This is a genomic window from Rothia sp. P4278 (assembly GCF_048512945.1).
GTDB lineage: Bacteria > Actinomycetota > Actinomycetes > Actinomycetales > Micrococcaceae > Rothia.
The window spans coordinates 437258-457391 of sequence record NZ_JBLXXU010000001.1 but is presented as its reverse complement, the minus strand read 5'-3'; the positions used below and the strand labels follow the sequence as shown (position 1 = coordinate 457391).

Sequence of the window (20134 nt, the reverse complement as noted above, 5' to 3'; positions counted from 1 at the left end):
GAGGCCCAGTTTTCTTTAGTACAGGTCGGGTAGTAGCTCCCTGGTCACGGCATCGCCTAAGAGCCGACCCTGCAGAGTGAGTCTGACCCGACCGTCAGCAAGGGCTTGCTCATCAATCAGCCCTTGACTTATAAGCCAGTCGAGGGACGAAGCTATATCGGTGCCCTGCCGGCCCTCCACCAGCCGGCTCACAGGTAATCCGTCGATGACGCGAAGCATGAGCATGATGTCTTCAAACCGTCGCGTTTCTTGACTTAAGACCTCGCGGGCCGCTGCGGGGCTTAGACCTTGCCTGACCCTTGTGGTGTAGGGAACTGGGTGCTTGAGGTTCCACCAGCGAGTCCCATCCACATGTGAATGAGCACCGGGACCAACCCCCCACCAGTCCTGGTTGCGCCAGTAGGCGTAGTTGTGGCGGCTCCTAAACTCCGGCGACTTAGCGTAGTTGGATACCTCATACCAGTGGTAGCCTTCTTCATCGAAGATTGCTTCAGCAAGAAGATACTTATCGGCCATAGCATCTTCATCGGGCATAGCAAACTCACCCCTACGAATTTGCGCGGCAAGTTTAGTCCCCTCCTCCACAATCAGGGAGTAGGCCGAGATATGGTCAGGCCCATAAGAAACTGCCGCTCGTACGGTCTGCTCCCACTGCTCTAGACTCTCCCCCGGAGCGCCGTAGATCAGATCAAGGGAAACCTGTAAACCGGCCTCGCGGGCCCAAGCCACTACCTTAGGAACATTAGCCGGTGTGTGCGTGCGGTCAAGCACTGCAAGGACATCAGGCACCACGGACTGCATGCCAAAGGATACCCTGGTAAAGCCACCGGCTCTGAGCGTAAACAGGTCATCGCGGGTCACAGAGTCGGGGTTGGCCTCCGTGGTAACCTCCGCCCCCTTCTCCAAGCCAAATAGATTTATGGCTTTCGCCAGAATCCGGACTAAATCAGCAGCCGGCAATTTGGTCGGAGTCCCACCCCCAAAGAACACAGAGTAGAGCTTACGCTCCGGTGCTCCTGACTCTCGCAGAACCCGCTGAGCAAACTCAAGCTCAGCAATAGCATCGTCAGCATAACTGCCTAACCCAACGCCGTCACCGAAATCTTCGGTTGCGTAGGTGTTGAAATCGCAGTAACCACAGCGCACAGAACAGAAAGGAACATGCACATACAAACTAAAATCGCGTTCCTGCAAACTGGCGGCAGAATCAAATGGGATTCTGCCGTCCAAGGGTGCAGGTTGGCCTAAAGGCTGAGCCGGCATTATTTCTTTGACTTGTCCTTAGACTCTTCACCCGATGAGAGCGCCGCAATGAAGGCTTCCTGGGGAACCTCAACGCGGCCCACCATCTTCATACGTTTCTTGCCTTCCTTCTGCTTCTCAAGGAGCTTACGCTTACGCGAAATATCGCCACCGTAGCACTTAGAAAGGACATCCTTACGCATAGCGCGGATATTCTCACGGGCAATAATGCGTGACCCGATGGCAGCCTGGATAGGTACCTCGAACTGCTGGCGAGGAATCAGCTCACGCAGTTTACCGGTCATCATGACACCGTAGGAGTATGCCTTATCACGGTGAGTGATAGCAGAGAAAGCGTCGACCTTTTCACCCTGGAGCAAGATGTCAACCTTGACCAGGTCGGCCTCTTCTTCGCCGTCAAATTTCCAGTCCAGTGAAGCGTAGCCACGGGTCTTGCTCTTGAGCTGGTCAAAGAAGTCAAAGACAATCTCAGCCAGTGGCAGACGATAACGGAGCTCCACACGGTCCTGGGAGAGATAATCCATGCCCCCCATGGAACCGCGACGGGACTGACACAACTCCATGATGGCACCCACAAACTCGTTGGGAGCGATGATGGTGCAGGCGACCATGGGTTCCTTGATGATGGCTACCTTGCCTTCGGGGAACTCACTGGGGTTGGTCACCCGCTGGGAAACTCCATCTTCGCCCACAACATCGTAGATAACGTTGGGAGCGGTGGAGATAAGGTCCAGGTTGAACTCCCGCTCAAGACGTTCACGAACAATCTCAAGGTGGAGCAGACCCAGGAAGCCGCAGCGGAAGCCAAAGCCTAGTGCCGCTGAAGTCTCAGGCTCCCAGATCAGGGCAGCATCGTTGAGCTGGAGCTTTTCCAGGGCATCGCGCAGGGCCGGGTAGTCCGAGCCGTCAATGGGGAACAAGCCAGAGAACACCATAGGCTTGGGGTCCTGGTAACCTCCCAACTCCTCACTGGCGGGCAGATGCGAACTTGTCACGGTATCACCCACGCGGGAGAGACGGACGTCTTTTACACCGGTAATTAGGTAGCCCACTTCGCCCATGCCCAGTCCGTCGGTGGGTTTAGGTTCGGGCGAAATCACACCAATTTCGAGCAGGTCATGCTCCGCGCCCGTGGACATCATCTTGATTTTTTGACGCGGGGTGAGCTTACCATCAACTACACGAACATAGGTGACAACGCCGCGGTAAGAGTCGTATACGGAGTCGAAAATCATGGCGCGGGCGGGAGCATCCTGCTCCCCCTTAGGTGCAGGCAGGAGCTCCACAATACGGTCTAGAAGTTCGGGCACACCCTCACCGGTCTTACCGGAAACACGCAAAACCTCATCGGGCTCAACTCCAATCAGATGAGCTAGCTCCTCTGCATATTTATCGGGCTGTGCCGCTGGCAGATCAATCTTGTTGAGGACCGGGATAATAGCCAAATCGTTTTCCATGGCTAGGTAGAGATTAGCCAGGGTCTGGGCCTCAATACCCTGAGCCGCATCAACCAGAAGCAAAGCGCCTTCACATGCTGCCAGAGAGCGTGAAACCTCATAGGTGAAGTCCACGTGGCCGGGTGTGTCAATCATGTTCAGAGCGTAGTTAACGCCCTTGACTTCCCAAGGCATACGAACAGCCTGGGACTTAATGGTGATACCGCGCTCACGCTCGATATCCATGCGGTCAAGATACTGAGCTTTCATCTCACGCGGGGTAACAACCCCGGTAGCCTGCAACATGCGGTCGGCCAGGGTCGATTTACCGTGGTCGATATGCGCGATAATGCAGAAATTGCGGATGATGGAGGGATCAGTAGCCGCGGGCTTAGGTGGGTTGGTCGCCAAGGGTGACACGTGGGTTTGGTCCTTTCACGACTCACAGTAGCTTGCAGAAGCTTACAGGGAAGTCTCTGACGATAGAAATCAGTTAACCAGTTTCTCACACTTCACGCGTGCGTGTCTGCTCGCGCGCCGCTCATAAGCGTTTATTGTAGTGACCATGAAGATCAATTTGAGAACCATCAACCAGGCGCTCAGCATCGGTCAGAAGCTTATGCGCGAATGGAACAAGTACCAGAACCAGAAGGATCGTCAGCAGGGTACCGCAGCCCCGAAGACCACCCGCTCAAAAACCACGCGAGAAACCAAACGTCAGGGTGACTACGGCACTTTTGGGACTGAGCCAGCTCAGCAGAGACCGGCAGAGAGCACTCAAGGCCAGTCGCCGGGAGTCCCCTCAAACCCTTACGCAACCGGTACAACGCCACCCCCTGCTACCAGCTCAAACACTGGTAGCTGGGAAACCGGCGGCTACCCCGGCGATTACTTCGGAACTGTAACTTTCGACTACTCCCCTAACCCCGATGGTGAAGCTGACCCCGGTGAAGTTGTATGGGCCTGGGTGCCCTTCGAAGAAGACTACACCCAGGGAAAGGACCGCCCGCTTCTGATTATCGGGAAGAGCGGCAACTACCTGCTAGGTCTCATGCTGACCAGTAAGGACCACACCAACGCCGCAACCACCGACCCCAACTATCTCGATATCGGTAGCGGCGCATGGGATAAGGAAGGTCGCCCCTCCGAGGTCAAGCTCAACCGGGTCATCCAGCTCAACCCCAGGGGTCTTCGTCGTGAAGGCGCCACTATGGATAGGGCAACCTTCGACCTGGTTGTTCAGGCCTACAACCAACGCTGAACTATCTTCAGGGCAGGTGCATAAGTGTTGCCTTAATCTCCGCCACACAGAGCCAATAAACTGATAAAGTTAATGCTTGTGTGTCCGATGGTCATCGGGCACTGCTGACTGGTTGCCATAGGCATCCCCACGCCGCTCAGTCGATGACCGGTCAGCACAGCCCTCACCGACCAATTAGACAAAAACAGAAAGTTTTTAATCGTGGCTAATATTAAGTCCCAGAAGAAGCGTATCCTCACCAACGAGAAGGCTCGCCTGCGCAACAACGCAATCAAGTCCGATCTCAAGACCTCCATCCGTAAGGTCACCGAGGCAGTTGAAGCTCAGAATGTTGAAGCAGCAACTGACGCTCTTCGTACCGCAAACCGCAAGCTTGACAAGGCTGTTTCAAAGGGTGTTCTTCACAAGAAGAACGCTGCAAACAAGAAGTCAGGCCTTGCTGTTCTGGTAAACAAGCTTTCCTAAGTTCTGGTTCCGGCCCCTCTAGCCGGCGTCTAAGAGCGAAGTGACATAAAGCCCCACACACCCTTAGGGTATGTGGGGCTTTGTGCATGCCAGGGATATTTTTGCCAGGACCTATTACCGGCTCTGTGCCGTCTGCGCAATAGCAAGGACAGCTTTTTCCAGCGGGTAGAGCGGATCAAGGTTCTCACCCTTAAGCTGGGCATCGGTATCAGCCAGAAGAGCTAGAATCTGCGCAAGGTCAGCCGGAGAATACCTGCGTGCATCACGTTGCGCGGCCTCGACCTGCCAGGGGATCATCTTGAGCTCACTTGCGAGCTGGTTAGCGCTCCCAGGTACCCCGTGAACCTTGGCGATATTACGGATACGGGCGGCCAAGGCACCGAGCAGTGGGATAGGGTCACTTCCGGTGTCCATAGCCTGGCGGACAAGCTTGATGGCTTCCCTGCTGTTACCGGCAATAGCAGCATCGGCCACCTTAAAGGCTGTGACCTCGGTTCGGCCTCCGAAGTATCTGTTGATAGTCTCCAGGGTAATCTCACCGGGTTCATCGGAGGCCAGCTGTCGAGCCGCCGATGCCAGCTCAGCTATATCGCTGGAAGCAGCTGCCAAGGTGGAGGCGGCAAGGGGGTCAATACGCCGACCAGCTTCCCTAAACTCATAAATCACAAAATCTACACGGTCACGTTCGTTCTTGAGAGATTTGCACTCAACTACTGGGTAATTCCTGTTAGCACGGATGGTGTCTAAGAGTTTCTTTCCGCGGTTTCCCCCGCTGTGGTGAAGGATAGTCAGGGTTGAAGCCTGCGGAGTCTGGCAGTAGGCCAACATATCGGTCAAGAAGAGGTCGTTCATCTGTGCAAGCTGTTCGACCTCAATAATTTTGGGCTCGTCAAAGAGAGAAGGGCTAGCTAGGACCCCTAGCTGGCCAGCTTTGTAGTCTTTAGCTGAAAGTACCGATAGCTCATAGGCCCCGTGTTCTTCAGCAAAGAGCTTGCGGAGCCGCTCCTTCGCTCGTTGGGCAAAATATTCCTCGGGTCCGTACAGTAGGGCTACTGCCGCCAGAGGAACTGTCCTCCAAGCCTTGTCTGCAGTGGACGGTCGTGATTTTGATGAGCGTGCCATGGGCCTCCTTCGTGCCCTTCCATCTTGTCAGAAAATCTTTGGGCGTGCAGGTTAACGAGAAGTGATGAGGTGTAGACCATCGTCATGGGAGCTCACCGCGATATGGCCCTGTTGGTCTGTCCTCTTAGTAGCTATGCCCTGTTTCTCTAAAAATTCCATAATGCTGGGGTGAGGGTGGCCGTAGCTGTTGCCCTGTCCCACCGAAACTACAGCTAGCTGAGGTTTGACAGCGATGATGAGATCGGTCCCGCTCCCCCTGGACCCGTGGTGGGCGACCTTAAGCACTACTGAGGGCAAGGCTGAGCCGTAGTTTGTGATGATGCTATGGGCAGCTTCCGCCTCTAGGTCGCCTGTGGTGAGTACCGTGAGGTGCTCCTCTTGCGAGTTCAAGGGCGCGATATCCCAGCGCATCACCAGCGAGGTATTGTTGGTCCAGCTTGAGCTATCTGATTCACCGGGTATCGCTTGCGGTTCGGACGGTGGCCACAAAACCTCTGCGGTAGCTTGTACCCGGTGATTACTGAGGGGAAAGCCTACAGAGCTCCCCTGCTCAAGGGAATGCAGTGCCGGTTGATGCTGTAGCTGCCGGGAAACGTGACCTTCTAGCTGGTTGAGTTTTTCTGAAGCAAAATAGGGGCTTACCACTACATTCTTCACGGGTAGGGAGGCCAAAGCCCAAGAGTAGGCACCGTAGTGGTCGCTGTGCTCGTGCGTGAGCACGACTGCCTCTAGTTCGTCGATGCCAGCCCAGTCCAGACAGGTTTTAAGTGCTTGAGGGTTATCCCCTGTATCCAGGAGGATGGCAGAACTATTGCCTATTCTGATGAGGTGGGCATCGCCTTGGCCAACGTCGCAGGTAATCCACTGCCAGTCAGCTGGGGCCTTATCTCTTGATGAAAAGCGTGGAGTGATAAGTACGAACAGAAGAACCACAATGAGGCAGAAGAGCACCAGATTGGCCCATTTTCGTGCTGGGTCTTTTCTCCAGGAACCGGGTAAGAGGTTATTCAAAGAAGGTGTTCTGCTCACGCTATACCGCTCCCGCCAACATCAAATAAGGCAGGAACTCTTGAATCCTGCGGAGCGTTAATCCGGGCATCGGTCACCAAAACTATGGCACTGACAGCCGCCACGCCAAAGAGCGTCAGCAGTAGGTTGTGGGGGCTCACCTCTAAAGGGATGCGACTACCGGGGAGGTCATAGCACCAGCGGCTTACCCAATGGACGGTTTGGGCGCCCAGGCCACCGCATTGGAGGAAGAAGCTAGCTGCCTGATCGGCATAATTCTGGCTTGAAGCTAGGAGGGCCGCTAGGCCGGCCAAGGTAATAGGGGCAACGAATGGGGCCACCAGAATATTCGCAAGAACGGTATAGGGGTAGAAAGACTCTGAAAGGAGCAAAATAACCGGTGCACACCATAGAGAAGCAGCCAAAGGAAGAGCCAAGACTTCAGCCCAGAGTAAAGGAAAAATATGGCAGAGGAGACGCGTTATGGCAGGTGCCAACAGCATCAGCGAGGCTGTGGCGGTGACGGATAGCACGAACCCGTAGTCGGTTGCCAGTTCGGGTGATATAAACAGCAAACCGATAAGGCAGCTTGAGAGCAAGGTAAGCCGGTAGGCCCCGTGCCCCAGCACAAGACCTACCGCACCGAGCAGGCCCATAGTCCAAGCCCTTAATACCGAACCGTCCGGGCCGACAACCGAGACGTAGAGGGTGGCAGCGCCCAGACCAGAACAAATCAGAAGTAACCTGGGTAGGCCCAGTTGCTGAACCAGCCGGTAGGCCAGTACGAAGATGAGGGTGATATTGGAACCGGATACGGCTGTGAGATGAGTGAGCCCTGAGGCTCTTAAAGCATTGACCGCCTGCTCTGAAAGCGGAGTATCGTCCCCGTATGCCATTCCTAAGACCAGCCCGGCCTCATCCGCACCTATCTCTCTAGTCGCCTTTGCTCGTAGCTCGTTTTTGAGAAGAAAAATAGCGGGAGCTGATGGGGCACCGCCCTGGTGCCGTAGCGCCCCTTTGACGCTGTAGTAGCTACCCTGAACACGAAATCTACCTACACCGGTTACTGAGCTTCCGGGAACAAACAGCTGCTCTGTGTAGATATGAAGGCTGATAGCTGCCTCGTAGGTGCTGGGATACTTCGATAGCTGGTGAGTGGCAACGGTCGTCCTGTAGCCTCCCCGAGTGGCCGGTTCGGAGTTCACAACCTGGCCGGCAAGCCGTATGCCCTGACCGTTGAGCTCTTGGAGTAGGGCTAACCTAGCTGGATAATCTTTGCCCACCATAATGACGGCTTGCAGAGAACAAAGCAGGAGCGCAAAGGCTAGACAGGCCTGTAATCCCCCGTGAATCCTGGTGCTGATTCTGCTTATTCTGAGAGTCAAGGGCCGATAGGAAAGGCACAGCAGGAAAGCAAGTAAGAGCAGGAAGATCAGAGCCACTCTGAAAGGGTATAGGTGCGTAAGGGCAGTAAAACACCAGAGAGAAAGTGCCGCAGGAAGGAGCCGTATATCTGTAAAACGAGGTTGCGCCAGCCGATGCCAGCTCAGTGCCCGGGATTGGTGCCAGCGCTTGCGAAGGTACTGTGCAGATCCCATTAGACGGTCACCAATGGCCTGAGTTTTTCGAGTTTAGCCGGCCCGATACCTGATACCTGGTCTAACTCGTCAACGGACTGGAAACCTCCGTGCTCTTCACGCCAGGCTATGATCGATTCAGCAAGTACAGGACCAACCTGGGGCAGAGTCTGCAGCTCGCTAGCTTCTGCTGTGTTGATGTTCACCAAATGATCGGTAGCAGAGGAACTACCGGCGGAGCTACTTGCCTTTCCTTGGGTAGCCTGTGCGGGTGGCAGGACGGTTTCCTCCCCCACCGCCGGAACATATATTTGCCTCCCATCCATGACCGGTTCTGCCAGATTGATAGCCGAGGTATTTGCATCGGGCCTAGGCCCACCGGCAGCAGTAAGTGCGTCGTTGACGCGGCCCCCCGGTTTAAGCTCGTAGAGGCCGGGAGAGATCACAGCACCGGTCACATGTACTAGGACAGCACCACCTGATGCGGCTGAACTGCTACTGGTGGGCGTACTAGAATCTGAGGTGTAGTTTGGCTCCTGCCTGGACCGAGCACCTACCTGTTCCTGTGCCGGAGCAGAAACGGGAGAGATGACTTCTTGGCTACCTCTTGAACCTCCTACTAACGGCCACAGGGCAAAGCCGGAAAGAACCAGTGCAAGGATAATAAGCGCTCCGGTAGGTACCTTCCAACGAATCACCGATGCTTGAGGGGCTGATAAAGAGCTATGAGCTGACTGCGCCTGCAGGGCCTGTTCAATCAGTAGCCGGTGGCGTGGGCGTGAGCTGCCGACCTGTTCTGAAGGTTGAGCTGGATCCTCACCGGGGGCAGGACCTCTTGTCGTAATCAGATAATCTGTGAGTCGATCAGGCCTATCATCCTCGCAGTCGTAGGGTTCTGGCCAGGCCTCCTGCGAAAGGTCGGGGCTCTGAAAGTGCTGTTCTTTCATGCCGCCAGGTTAGACCGATCGGTCCTAGCGACCTGTATTCAACCCTAGCTGTGGAAGGCCAGGGCACTGTTATTCTCCAGCACTTAGCTCATCAGTTAGTGAAAAAGGTGAATACATGACGCGGCTGTAGAACACGATGCTCACAGGCGGCCCACCTACCAAAGCCTAGAGCACAACGGTTGCAAGAGCACCCAGGCCTGCGTGGGCGGCGAGAACCGGCGGTAGCGGGCTAAGCTGAGCTTGCTCAGCTACTTGACCGAGCCTAGTTTTAAGTTCTTTTGCCTGCTCCACATTCCCGCTGTAGTGGATAGCAACGACCCTGCCAGCCCTCTGTATCAGTGATCTGGCTTCAGAGGTTTCTAAAGTGATGTCTAAAGGCAACTCACCGGAGCGTTTACTACAAGCATCATGAGTGAGGGCTACGAGGCGTTCAATAGCCTTTGCCGTGGTGCGTGGGCGTTCAAGGTAGCTTAGCTTGCCGTCCAGAACGGTTGCCACAGGTCGAATTTGGAACATCTGCCCAACCATTGCAAGGGCTGGGCTGACCCGACCGCCCCGTTTGAGAGCGTCTAGGGTTGGAATAAAGAAGAAGAGCTCGGTGCTTGAACACAGCTCTTCAGCCAGAAGGCTTGCTCTTTCTAGGTCGCCCTCCTCGGCCAACAACCGGTGCAGGCGGGCAACCGGCTCCCCCAGACCCATTGCAAGGTTGAGAGAGTCCACCACCGCAACCGGGATATCAACCATGGACGCGGCCAAGCCTGCTGCATCGCAGGTGCCAGAAAGCTCACCCGACAGGTGTACCGAAACAACGCCCTCAAACCCTTGCTGGGCGAAGTCCTCGTAAATATCAGCCAGGGCCCCGGGAGCCACCCCGGAAGTGGTAACCTGCTGGCCCTGAACATGGGCCATAGCAATAGCCTCATCAACGGTCATGGAGTCCAGGCTATCAACCGGCTGATTGTCGATTGAAACCGGTAAATCCGCAATGGCAAAGCCGCCCGCACTGAGCAGAGCTGCCAGCAGCTCTGTAGGCAGAGCGGAAGAAGAATCGGTAACGAGAGCAAGTGAACGCACCCTCCTACTCTACCCCTTCTGCTGTCTAGCACCCTTAACAGAAAGCAGACGGGGTGCCACCCAGATTGGTGGCACCCCGCCTGAAAACAGCCAAGAAATATTAGATGACGATATTCACGAGCTTAGGGGCACGAACAATTACCTTGCGGATTTCAGCCCCAGCCAGAGCACGCTGAACGGCTTCAGACGCTAGAGCTAGCTTCTCAAGGTCTGCCTCGGAAATGTCCTTGGCAACCTCCAGACGGTCCTTGAGCTTGCCCTTGACCTGGACGATAGCGGTGACTGTCTCATCAACCAGCTGGCTCTCGTCAACGGCAGGCCAACCGGCGGTCAGAACCGGGGTATCGTGGCCCAGCAGGTGCCAGGCGTCCTCAGCGGTGTAGGGGGCATAGAGTGAAAGCAGGATCGCAATAGCCTCAGCCGCCTCGCGGACCGCGGGGTCAGCCGCACCAGCGCCAGAGTCGATCACCTTGCGGGTGGCGTTCACCAGCTCCATGGTTTTAGCAACAGCAACATTGAACTTGCCGTTTTCTACCAGATTTCCGGCTTCAAAGATGGTGCGGTGAACCAGCTGGTGCAGGGTCTTATCGCCGGTGGCGCCGTCAACACCGGGTTGGCTGCTGACATCGTTGGCTACACGCCAGGCGCGTGCCAAGAACTTCTGCATACCTGCGGGTGATACATCGGCCCAGTCCACATCGTCTTCGGGCGGGGAAGCAAAAACCATGACGGTTCGGATAGCATCGACACCGAACTTATCCAGCTGCTCACCCAAGTCAACGCCGTTGCCCAGGGACTTGGACATAGCCTTACCCTGGTTGAGAACCTGGCCCTGATTCATCAGAGCCTTGAAAGGCTCTGAATGGTCAATCAGGCCCAGGTCACGAATGACTTTGGTGAAGAAGCGTGCGTAGAGCAGATGCAAGATAGCGTGCTCAACACCGCCAATATACATGTCAACCTGGTTCCACTTCTTCATCTGCTCGGGATCAAAGATGCCAGCATCGAAGTTAGGGGAAACATAGCGCAGGAAGTACCAGGAGGAATCCACAAAAGTGTCCATGGTGTCGGAGTCACGCTTGGCATCCTTGCCACATACGGGGCAGGGAGCGGTATTCCACTCGGTGGCCGCAGCAAGAGGTGACTGGCCCTTAGGGGCCAGGTCTTCGCCCGAGAGGTTATCGGGCAGGAGAACAGGTAGCTGGTCCTCGGGCACCAGCTGCTCACCGTGCTCTTCACAGTGGACTACAGGAATCGGGCAACCCCAGAAACGCTGACGGGAGAGCAACCAGTCACGCAGGCGGAAATTGACTTTGCCGCTACCTAGGCCCTTCTCTTCCAGCATCTCAATTACCTTGGAGATTGCCTCAGCCTTGTTGAGGCCGTCCAGGGGGCCAGAGTTGATATGGACACCGTCACCGGTGGTTGCAAGACCTGAAACCGCAGGGTCTTCCTCGCCAGTCTCAAGAACGGTAATGACGGGAATATCAAACTTGCGGGCAAAGTCCAGGTCGCGCTGGTCGTGGGCGGGCACGGCCATGAGCGCACCTGTACCGTAGTCAGCTAGGGCGTAATCAGAAGCCCACAGCGGTAGCTTATCGCCGGTGAGCGGGTTGATTGCGTAACGGCCTAGGAAGACACCTGTCTTCTCTCGGTCAGTGGCCTGGCGGTCAATGTCCGATAGAACCTTGATCTTCTCGCGGTAGGCCTCCAGAGCCGCGCGCTGATCATCGGTGACCAGTTCGAGGGCCAGATCGGCATCGGCAGCCACGATGAAGAAAGTAGCACCGTATAGGGTATCGGGGCGGGTTGTAAAGACATCCACACTGCTAGCGGGCTTACCCTCAGCTGCCTCAAGGGCGAAGGTAACCTGCGCACCCTCAGAACGGCCAATCCAGTTCCGTTGCATCGCCAGAACACGGTCAGGCCAGTGCCCTTCAAGCTCCTTCATATCGTCCAGGAGTTCTTGGGCGTACTCGGTAATCTTGAAGTACCACTGGTTCAGAGACTTCTTAGTGACCTGGGTATGGCAGCGCTCGCACTCCCCGTTAACAACCTGCTCGTTAGCGAGTACGGTCTGGTCCTTGGGGCACCAGTTGACTTGCGAGAACTTACGGTAGGCCAGGCCCTTCTTGTAGAACTGCTGGAAGAGCCACTGGGTCCACCGGTAGTATTCGGGGTCTGAGGTGTGCAGGCGGCGCGACCAGTCGGCCATAATGCCGTACCGTTTGAAAGAACCTGCCTGGGTCTCAATGTTCTTGTAGGTCCACTCTTGAGGGTGGGTGTTATTTTTGATAGCCGCGTTTTCAGCGGGCAGACCAAAGGAGTCCCAACCGATAGGGTGCAAAACGTTGTAGCCCTTCTGCTTCCAGAAACGGGCAGTCACATCGCCAATAGCGAAGGCCTCGGCATGACCCATGTGTAGGTCGCCGGAGGGGTAGGGGAACATATCCGCTACATAACGAGTTTCTAGACTTTCATCATCGGTGGGTTCAAAGACCTTAGTCTCTTCCCAGTAGGGCTGCCACTTGGCTTCCATGGCACGGAAGTCCCAGGTGGTTTCGTTCTGTTCGGTAGGTTCTACCTGGCCAGTCACGGTGTTTCCTGTCTGTTATTCGATTCTGGAGCACCATTTTTGGGCACACCAAAGCCAAAGCTGTCAATCATTTGTTACCTAGTGTACCGCGCCTCGGCAGGGTTTACCCCGCCCGTCTGCTGGGTGAGAAAGCATACCTTGGGTGAAAACGGGTACAGTGTTTTGGTAAAGGAGTTGATGATGCCGTTGGATACCTCAGAACAGCAGCCCTCGGTCTTTGAACCGGTACCCACCATCAAGATGCGCGGGCACCTTCACGAGGGTGTAATTGCCGGTGCCCGCTGCCGCTGGTGGGTCTACGGCAAGGAAGATGCCCCTCCCCTGGTTCTAATTCACGGTTTTCGGGGTGACCACCACGGGTTGGAGCTCATAGCCCAGGGCCTAGAGGACTACTGTGTCTATATCCCCGACCTACCTGGGTTTGGCAGAAGCGAGGCAATCCCCGGTGCTGAGCACACGATATCTAGCTATGCGGCCTGGCTGGTTGACTTCATTGAACTGACAAACCCTAGCCCCGTCCACCTGGTCGGCCACTCTTTTGGGTCTATTATCACTAGCTACACGGCCCTAGTCCGCCCCCAGCTTTTCACCCGGCTCACCCTCATCAACCCCATCTGCCAGCCTGCCCTGGAAGGCGAGCAGAAGATTATGACCCGTCTGGCCGAGCTTTACTATGGGGCGGGCGCCTGTCTCCCCTCGGGTCTGGGATTTGCTCTGCTCCGTTCCCGGCTGGTGACCAGGCTCAGTAGCGAGTATATGATGAAGACCCAGGATCCAGAGCTTCGCGCCTTTATCAACAGCCAGCACGACGCCTATTTCGGCTCATTTGCCTCCCGCGATGCCGTCCTGCAAGCCTACCGGGCCTCCATATCGGGCACTGCCGCTGATTTTGCGCCCTCAGTCCCCCTGCCCGTTCAGATGATTGTTGCCGAAAAAGACGACCTGGGTACCCTGGAACTTCAAGAGCAGATGGCCGCTTCTCTGCAGCAGGGACGTTTTGATCTGATCCCCGCGGTGGGCCACCTTATTCACTACGAAACACCCTTACGAGCAGCCGCTCTCATCAAAGAATTCAACCGTGAAGGGCTAGAACTGTGAAGCTAATCATTGATGCACGCTACACCCGCATTGGCTTCCACGATGGAATTAGCCGCTATACAGCATCACTCCTGACAGCTCTACATGAGCTGATAGAGAGCCAAGATAGCCACCTGCCACGGGACTTCCAGCTAGTCATGGCTATCCACGACCTTCGCCAGCTTGAGATGCTTCCGCCTCTGCCTTACATCACAATCTGCTCACCAACATCTGCCCTTGAACCTCTCGCAGCCCTCCAGCTGAATCGTCACAACCCTGACGTAGTTTTTTCTCCCATGCAGACCCTTGGTTTGGGCGGTTTAGGACGCAAATTCAAGCTAATTCTGACCCTTCACGACCTGATCTACTACAGCTACCCTACTCCGCCCTCCTTCCTGCCCCTGCCCGTACGCCTGGGATGGAGGGTCTTCCATTCAACCTACGCTCCCCAGCAATACCTGCTCAACAGCGCAGATGCTGTTGCAACGGTATCGGCGACAACGGCAGATCTCATAAGACAACACAGCCTGACACACCGCTGTCTTGTCGAGATCCCTAATGCCCCCCAGCCAGGGAGTATTGTGACCGAAGCTCAGGCGCTTGCAGCGCTTTCGACCCGTACCAAAGACCTGATCTATATGGGTTCCTTCATGCCCTACAAGAATGTGGAGACCCTACTGCGGGCCATGAAGTTCCTGCCCGACTATCGCCTGCACCTGCTCTCTAAAATTAGTCCCCACCGGAAGGCTGAATTACTGCCACTGGCCGGTTCCAACGTCACCTTCCACAACGGTGTGAGCGATGAGGAATACCGCAATTGGCTGGGGCGCGCCCACGCCCTGCTCACCGCCTCAAAGGAGGAGGGCTACGGCCTGCCGGTTGCTGAAGCACAGGCCGCCGGTTGCCCCGTTGTACTCAGCGATATCCCTATCTTCCGTGAGATAGCTCCGAACGCCCACTTTGCCAGCACCCATAACGCCTGGGAATTTGCGCAGGCAATACGAGGTCTGTCCGCCCCGGCTGTTGCCCAGCAGGCGGTCAGAGCAGGATTAAAGGATTCTCAACGCTACAGCTGGCAGGCCAGCGCACTCACACTAGTTGAGACAGCAATGAAGCTCTACCAAGGGCAGGCGGAAGCCTAGAGGATATCTAGGCCGTCACACCTAATCTGGACTGGCTCGCTCTTATGCAGGGCAGCTAGGGATGCCTTTGTTGCTCTGAGGTGATGGGTGAGACTAGGCCCCTGCGCATAGGTAAAGAAGATAATGGCGCGGTAGAGATCTCCCTCGGGTTCACCGTCGTAAAACCCTGTAGGGTCAGCTAAAGCTACTGGCCCGCTCACCCGCACTTGGTCAGGTAGTTCAATAGCGTCCAAGAAGGTCTGGACAGCTTTTTCACTGCCCGTAATAGCAGCGGTACGAACAGCCGGTGGTAGGCCAATCTCGTTGCGCTCATCCATCTCCCACAGGGCAAAGCCCATGGGATCCCAACGGATAAGGGCTTCAAGCGTGGGTGAAGGGCTAGCTGTCGTGACCACGCGGCCACCCACCGCAAAAGAACGCACCAGCGCTGCGGCGTTGAACCAGCGACGCAAAGCGGTCTCCGGTGCCCGCAGCGAATCAAACTGGAGCATGCGATCAGCATCAAGCAAGAGCGCCGCAGAGTAGCCACCTTGGGCCACCGGCTCCCCGCCAGGAGTGGCAATGACCAGGGCCGGTTCGGGGCCGATAGCGGGGCGGATATTCTCGCCACTGGAGGTGATCACCGGTACACCAGGGAAAGCCCGGCCCAGTTCTTCGGCGGTGCGTAAGGCACCGGCTGCGCCGGTACGCCAGCGGTCATAGCCGCATTCGATACAATGCCAGCCCTGGGCCAGATGACCGCACCAACCGCACTGGGGGGCGCTACTTCCGCCAGGTACAATCATAGGTCCGCGGCATTCTGCGCAACGTGCTGGCATACGACACCGCTGACAGCTGAGCGCAGGAATGTAGCCAGCCCGAGCTACCTGTATAAGAACGGGCCCCGTTTCGAGGGCGTCTTTGGCTACAGCGAAAGCCTGGTGCGGGATACGGGCTATAGCAGCCAGCGGGTCCCTAGCCAGTGCGTAGTCATCACCCGTTGTCATAACCCTGGGTGTAAAGGAGCGGACCAGTTCTCGTTCGGCCCCGATAAAACTGGCCCAGCGGGTGCGTACCAAGCGCGCTGCCTCGCTGGAAACTGCGTAGCCCATGAAGAGAGCAGCCGTGTTTTCTTGGCTAGCCCTCAGCAAAAGGACGTCGCGTGCGTGGCAGTAGGGCGACCGCTGTTCAATGAGTGAAGAGTCCCCATCGTCCCAGCAGGCTACCAGTCCTAAATTAGCAACCGGGGCGTAGGCTGCTGAGCGCGTTCCAATCACAATGCGCACGGCCCCGCATCTGGTCAACAGAAAGTTACGGTACCTTATGGTGGGCTGGTCGTGTGCTGTTAGCTGGACGAATGCTGATGCCGGAACCAGCTTATTCAGAGCCTGGGCAAGGCGGTCCAGGCTTTTGCGGTCAGGAACGAGAGCTAAGGCTCCCCTGCCGGTGCTGGCGGTAGCCACCAGCGCTGAGGCAAGTAGGTCCTCCCAACTCCGTTCGGGGTGCGAGGGTAGGACGGCCATAACTGCCCGCGCCTCTGCACCTGCTAAAAGGTCATCGCAGAACTCGGGACCGTTGGTATAGTCAGCAAAGCCTTCCAAATCCACCGGTGCTATTTCCAGCGGTTCAGCACGATAGGTGTGGGTCAGGCCGTGCTGGCCGGGGCCGCTATCGCCCTTTCGCGGTAGATAGGGTTTTTCAACGCTGGCAACACGCGGTGGAATCGCAAGGCGCAGGATATCGGGAATCAGCCCCGCATACCTATCAGCTAGCGCATCAGCAAGCTGAAAAACCTGGGGTGAAACAACGGAAACCGGTGAGATTACTTCTTGGAGGGGTAGCAAGCGTCCCGCGACACTGCTTGTTGCTGCCCTTTCACGAATCCAGCCTGAGACGGTCCGGTTGTTGAATTTCACGCGCACCCGCACACCGGGCTGTGCTTGGGCATCAAGCGAGACAGGAATGCTGTAATCGAAGAGCCTATCCAGGTGCGGTAGCGGACTATCAATGTGAACCCTTGCTACGGGTAGATGCCCGGCCTGCGCTTCGGCTGGTACAGCATCAGCCTGCTGGGGCGAAGCAAGGTCGAATCCCCGCAACAAATCAAGTTGCGGGGATTCGTAAGAAGGCACCTGAGTCATGAGGACATTATATTAGATGCCCGCTGCAGCCTTAAGCTCGCTGACGCGGTTGGTCCGCTCCCAGGTAAACTCACGTTCTTCGCGGCCGAAGTGGCCGTTGGCTGCGGTCCTTGCGTAGATTGGCCGGCGCAGTTCCAGGTCACGAATAATAGCTAGGGGGCGCAGGTCAAAGACCTCGCGGATGGCGTGTTCGATGGTTGCTACCGATACCTTCTCGGTACCGAAAGTTTCGACGTAGATACCCACCGGAGCGGCCTGGCCGATAGCGTAGGCTACCTGGACCTCGGCGCGGTCCGCAAGACCGGCTGCCACGATGTTCTTGGCAACCCAGCGCATAGCGTAGGCAGCGGAGCGGTCAACCTTGGACGGGTCCTTGCCTGAGAAGGCACCGCCTCCGTGGCGTGCCATACCACCATAGGTATCGACAATAATTTTGCGGCCGGTTAGACCGGCATCGCCCACGGGGCCACCCTGAACGAAACGGCCAGCCGGGTTGATAATGAACTTTGCGTTTGAGGAATCACAGTCAAAAGAGGCCAGAACGGGTTCAATGACGTGCTCACGAATATCGGCATCGAGCTGAGCCAAATCGTAGTCTGCCGTGTGCTGGGTAGAAACCACCACGGTATCGACAGTGACGGGTTTGAAGTTATCGTCGTAACCGAGCGTTACCTGGGTCTTACCATCGGGGCGTAGATTAGGCAGAGTTCCCTCTTTGCGTACCTGTGTCAGTCGTTCGGCTAGACGGTGGGCCAGGTAGATAGGAGCGGGCATGAGAACATCGGTCTCCTTGGTCGCGTAGCCGAACATGATGCCCTGGTCTCCGGCGCCCTGTAGATCAAGGTCATCGGTTGCGGTTCCCTGGCGGGCCTCAAGAGAGTTGTAGACACCCGAATTGATATCGGGTGACTGCTCGCCGATGGAAACTGATACGCCACAGAACTCACCGTCAAACCCGTGGGTTGAGGAATTGTAACCAATTTTAAGAATGGTCTGACGGACAATCTGGGGAATATCGACGTAACCGTTGGTGGTCACTTCACCTGCAACGTGAACCTGGCCGGTGGTGACCAAGGTTTCTACAGCGACGTTAGAGAGCGGGTCAACGGTCAGCAGAGCATCCAGAATGGAGTCTGAAATCTGGTCGCAAATTTTGTCGGGGTGTCCTTCAGTGACGGACTCACTGGTAAACAAACGGAGATGGTTATTTTCAGTCACGGTTCTACTGTACTTCTCTCAATGAAAGCGGGCTATAAAGTTAACTACTGTTGGGTTTGTTGCGCGATATGAAGCAGAAGCGCACGAGCCACGTCTTCTTTAGTGCCTTGGGCGACCAAGTGCTCTCCCCCATCTTTGGGCAAAAGCGTAACTGTGTTATTATCTGCTCCGAAACCTAGCGTAGGGCTGACGGTGTTTACGGCCAGATAGTCGCACCCTTTTCGTGTCAGCTTTGCTTGACCGTACTCCAGCGGGGTAGCCGTGTCATCGCCGGTCTCGGCCGCAAACCCCACGATAGTCCTTGGTCCCCCCTCAGGATTGTTCTGGCGGTGCAGGACGATTTCACGCAGGATATCGGGATTACGCACTAGGCGAATAACCGGATCGGCCAGCGGATCATCGGTCTTTTTAATCTTGGAGTCGGTGTAGTCTGCAGGCCTGAAATCAGCAACTGCTGCCGCCATGATTACCATATCCGACTCAGATAAGGCGTCGAATACAGCCCTGCGCATCTGCTCGGCGCTGGTGACAAGGGTCAGTTTATCTAGATCTGACGGTGGCCTGACTTCTAGGTTGGCTCCAATCAGATGAACCCTTGCCCCTAAGTCGGTTGCTACTTGGGCAAGAGCAACCCCTTGCTTACCCGATGAGCGGTTGCCCAAGAACCTGACCGGGTCTAGGGCCTCCCTTGTGCCACCTGCAGTAATCAGCAACCTCTGCCCTGCAAGTGGCTTCGAGACAGTCTCAGCGCAGGAGCCCTGTTCCCGGCCCCAACCAAGGACAGCTAGGGCTTGAGCGTAAATTTCTTCAGGCTCAGGTAGTCTGCCAACCCCGGAATCTGGGCCGGTGAGCCGGCCAACAGCAGGCTCAATAAGCCGGTAGCCATAGGACCGAAGCGTGGCTACATTGGCCTGGGTGGCAGGGTGCTCCCACATCTGGGTGTGCATAGCGGGTGCCAGAATAACTGGGGCATGGGTGGTCAGAACTGTTGCCGACAGCAAATCGTTTGCCCGACCCGCTGCAAGGCGGGCCATCAAATCTGCTGTAGCCGGTGCAATAATCACTGCATCGGCCTGCTCAGCCTGGCGCACATGGTTGACCTCGGGCACTCGCTCAAACACGTCTACAGAGACAGGGTTACCGCTGAGAGCCTCGAGTGTGGGCTGCCCAATGAACTTGAGCGCGGCTTGGGTGGGGATAGCGATAACCTCATGGCCCGCTTTACCAAAAAGACGAAGGAGCATTGCTGCTTTATATGCAGCAATGCCCCCTCCAATGCCTATAACGACTCGCATCGGTGATGAGCCGCTAGGCCTGCTGAGTGCCATCTGCATCGACGTACTCTACAAAAGGTTCATCGATGTAGAAGTCATTGCCGGGAAGGAAAGCGCTGGGCTCATCTTCGTGAATCAGGGTACCGTTTTCGTCGAACTGGCCGTCCTTGATGTGTCGTGACTCAATCAGGCCTTCGTTGATTTCACGCATAGCCACGGAAAGTGACTTTTCGTTGGGCTCAGAATCAACCAGAGGACCAACATGATCGTAGAGGTTCTCGTGAAGCTGAGAGTAGTAGGCGTTAATCTGGCGTGCACGGCGAGCACCAAAAATCACCAGACCGTACTTCGACTCAGCTTTTTGGATCAGAGCGTCTGCGCTGGGATTGATGATACCTTCATCGTTGTGTGCGTTTGCCACTTAAGACTCCATCTTGACTATGCTTGCTGGCCATCGAAAATAACGACGGCATAAAACTCTACCTATACTATCGGTCAACGGTTTTTTTGTCACGCAAAAGGGCGGCGTCTTAGGGTGATGTTCCCCTAGTCTG

16 protein-coding genes are annotated in these 20134 nt (G+C 56.1%); 4 read left to right on the top strand and 12 right to left on the bottom strand.

What is annotated here, in order from left to right; translation table 11 throughout:
* Nucleotides 1-15: 15 nt before the first annotated feature.
* Both hemW and lepA read right to left on the bottom strand, forming a co-directional pair.
* A complete protein-coding gene (hemW, locus tag ACN085_RS02040) occupies nucleotides 16-1263 on the bottom strand; it encodes a radical SAM family heme chaperone HemW (protein WP_419110415.1) in 1248 nt (415 codons plus the stop codon).
* On the bottom strand, nucleotides 1263-3119 hold the full coding sequence (lepA, locus tag ACN085_RS02035; protein WP_419099675.1) for a translation elongation factor 4: 1857 nt from the start codon (nucleotides 3117-3119) through the stop codon (nucleotides 1263-1265). The genes hemW and lepA overlap by 1 nt, the downstream gene beginning before the upstream one ends.
* A 145-nt stretch (nucleotides 3120-3264) precedes the next feature.
* Between lepA and ACN085_RS02030 the strand changes: the two genes are divergently transcribed.
* Both ACN085_RS02030 and rpsT read left to right on the top strand, forming a co-directional pair.
* Nucleotides 3265-3960, top strand: coding sequence for a type II toxin-antitoxin system PemK/MazF family toxin (locus ACN085_RS02030; protein ID WP_419110414.1), 696 nt, complete (start codon nucleotides 3265-3267; stop codon nucleotides 3958-3960).
* Between the two features lie 201 nt (nucleotides 3961-4161).
* Nucleotides 4162-4425, top strand: coding sequence for a 30S ribosomal protein S20 (rpsT, locus tag ACN085_RS02025; protein ID WP_419099673.1), 264 nt, complete (start codon nucleotides 4162-4164; stop codon nucleotides 4423-4425).
* A gap of 114 nt (nucleotides 4426-4539) precedes the next feature.
* On the opposite strand, the gene holA is transcribed toward rpsT, so the two are convergent.
* The 6 genes from holA to leuS form a co-directional block, all read right to left on the bottom strand.
* A complete protein-coding gene (holA, locus tag ACN085_RS02020) occupies nucleotides 4540-5547 on the bottom strand; it encodes a DNA polymerase III subunit delta (protein ID WP_419110413.1) in 1008 nt (335 codons plus the stop codon).
* Between the two features lie 51 nt (nucleotides 5548-5598).
* Nucleotides 5599-6576 (bottom strand): ComEC/Rec2 family competence protein, encoded by a 978-nt coding sequence (locus ACN085_RS02015; protein ID WP_419110412.1) that lies wholly within the window; start codon nucleotides 6574-6576, stop codon nucleotides 5599-5601.
* A complete protein-coding gene (locus ACN085_RS02010) occupies nucleotides 6573-7841 on the bottom strand; it encodes a ComEC/Rec2 family competence protein (RefSeq protein ID WP_419110411.1) in 1269 nt (422 codons plus the stop codon). Before ACN085_RS02010 ends, ACN085_RS02015 begins: the two co-directional genes overlap by 4 nt.
* A gap of 311 nt (nucleotides 7842-8152) precedes the next feature.
* Nucleotides 8153-9079, bottom strand: a complete 927-nt coding sequence (locus tag ACN085_RS02005) for a helix-hairpin-helix domain-containing protein (RefSeq protein ID WP_419110410.1) — start codon at nucleotides 9077-9079, stop codon at nucleotides 8153-8155.
* A 165-nt stretch (nucleotides 9080-9244) separates the two neighbouring features.
* A complete protein-coding gene (locus ACN085_RS02000) occupies nucleotides 9245-10153 on the bottom strand; it encodes a DegV family protein (RefSeq protein WP_419099668.1) in 909 nt (302 codons plus the stop codon).
* Nucleotides 10154-10253: 100 nt separating this feature from the next.
* Nucleotides 10254-12692: a leucine--tRNA ligase gene (leuS, locus tag ACN085_RS01995; protein ID WP_419110692.1), complete on the bottom strand. Its 2439-nt coding sequence runs from the start codon at nucleotides 12690-12692 to the stop codon at nucleotides 10254-10256.
* 237 nt (nucleotides 12693-12929) lie between these two features.
* Between leuS and ACN085_RS01990 the strand changes: the two genes are divergently transcribed.
* Together ACN085_RS01990 and ACN085_RS01985 are read left to right on the top strand one after the other, a co-directional pair.
* Complete coding sequence (locus ACN085_RS01990; RefSeq protein ID WP_419110409.1) at nucleotides 12930-13847, top strand: alpha/beta fold hydrolase; 918 nt, start codon at nucleotides 12930-12932, stop codon at nucleotides 13845-13847.
* Nucleotides 13844-14968: a glycosyltransferase family 4 protein gene (locus tag ACN085_RS01985; RefSeq protein WP_419110408.1), complete on the top strand. Its 1125-nt coding sequence runs from the start codon at nucleotides 13844-13846 to the stop codon at nucleotides 14966-14968. Before ACN085_RS01990 ends, ACN085_RS01985 begins: the two co-directional genes overlap by 4 nt.
* Here the strand turns inward: ACN085_RS01985 and ACN085_RS01980 are convergent.
* From ACN085_RS01980 to rpoZ, 4 genes are read right to left on the bottom strand one after another with little or no spacing between them, the layout of a single operon-like run.
* Nucleotides 14965-17088, bottom strand: coding sequence for a primosomal protein N' (locus ACN085_RS01980; protein ID WP_419110407.1), 2124 nt, complete (start codon nucleotides 17086-17088; stop codon nucleotides 14965-14967). The two genes, ACN085_RS01985 and ACN085_RS01980, sit on opposite strands and share 4 nt — an antisense overlap.
* Before the next feature lie 12 nt (nucleotides 17089-17100).
* Entirely contained in the window at nucleotides 17101-18306 is a 1206-nt protein-coding gene (gene metK / locus ACN085_RS01975; protein WP_419099664.1) for a methionine adenosyltransferase, read from the bottom strand.
* 44 nt (nucleotides 18307-18350) lie between these two features.
* A complete protein-coding gene (gene coaBC / locus ACN085_RS01970) occupies nucleotides 18351-19601 on the bottom strand; it encodes a bifunctional phosphopantothenoylcysteine decarboxylase/phosphopantothenate--cysteine ligase CoaBC (protein WP_419110691.1) in 1251 nt (416 codons plus the stop codon).
* 13 nt (nucleotides 19602-19614) lie between these two features.
* Nucleotides 19615-20001, bottom strand: coding sequence for a DNA-directed RNA polymerase subunit omega (gene rpoZ / locus ACN085_RS01965; RefSeq protein ID WP_419099662.1), 387 nt, complete (start codon nucleotides 19999-20001; stop codon nucleotides 19615-19617).
* Nucleotides 20002-20134 lie beyond the last annotated feature (133 nt).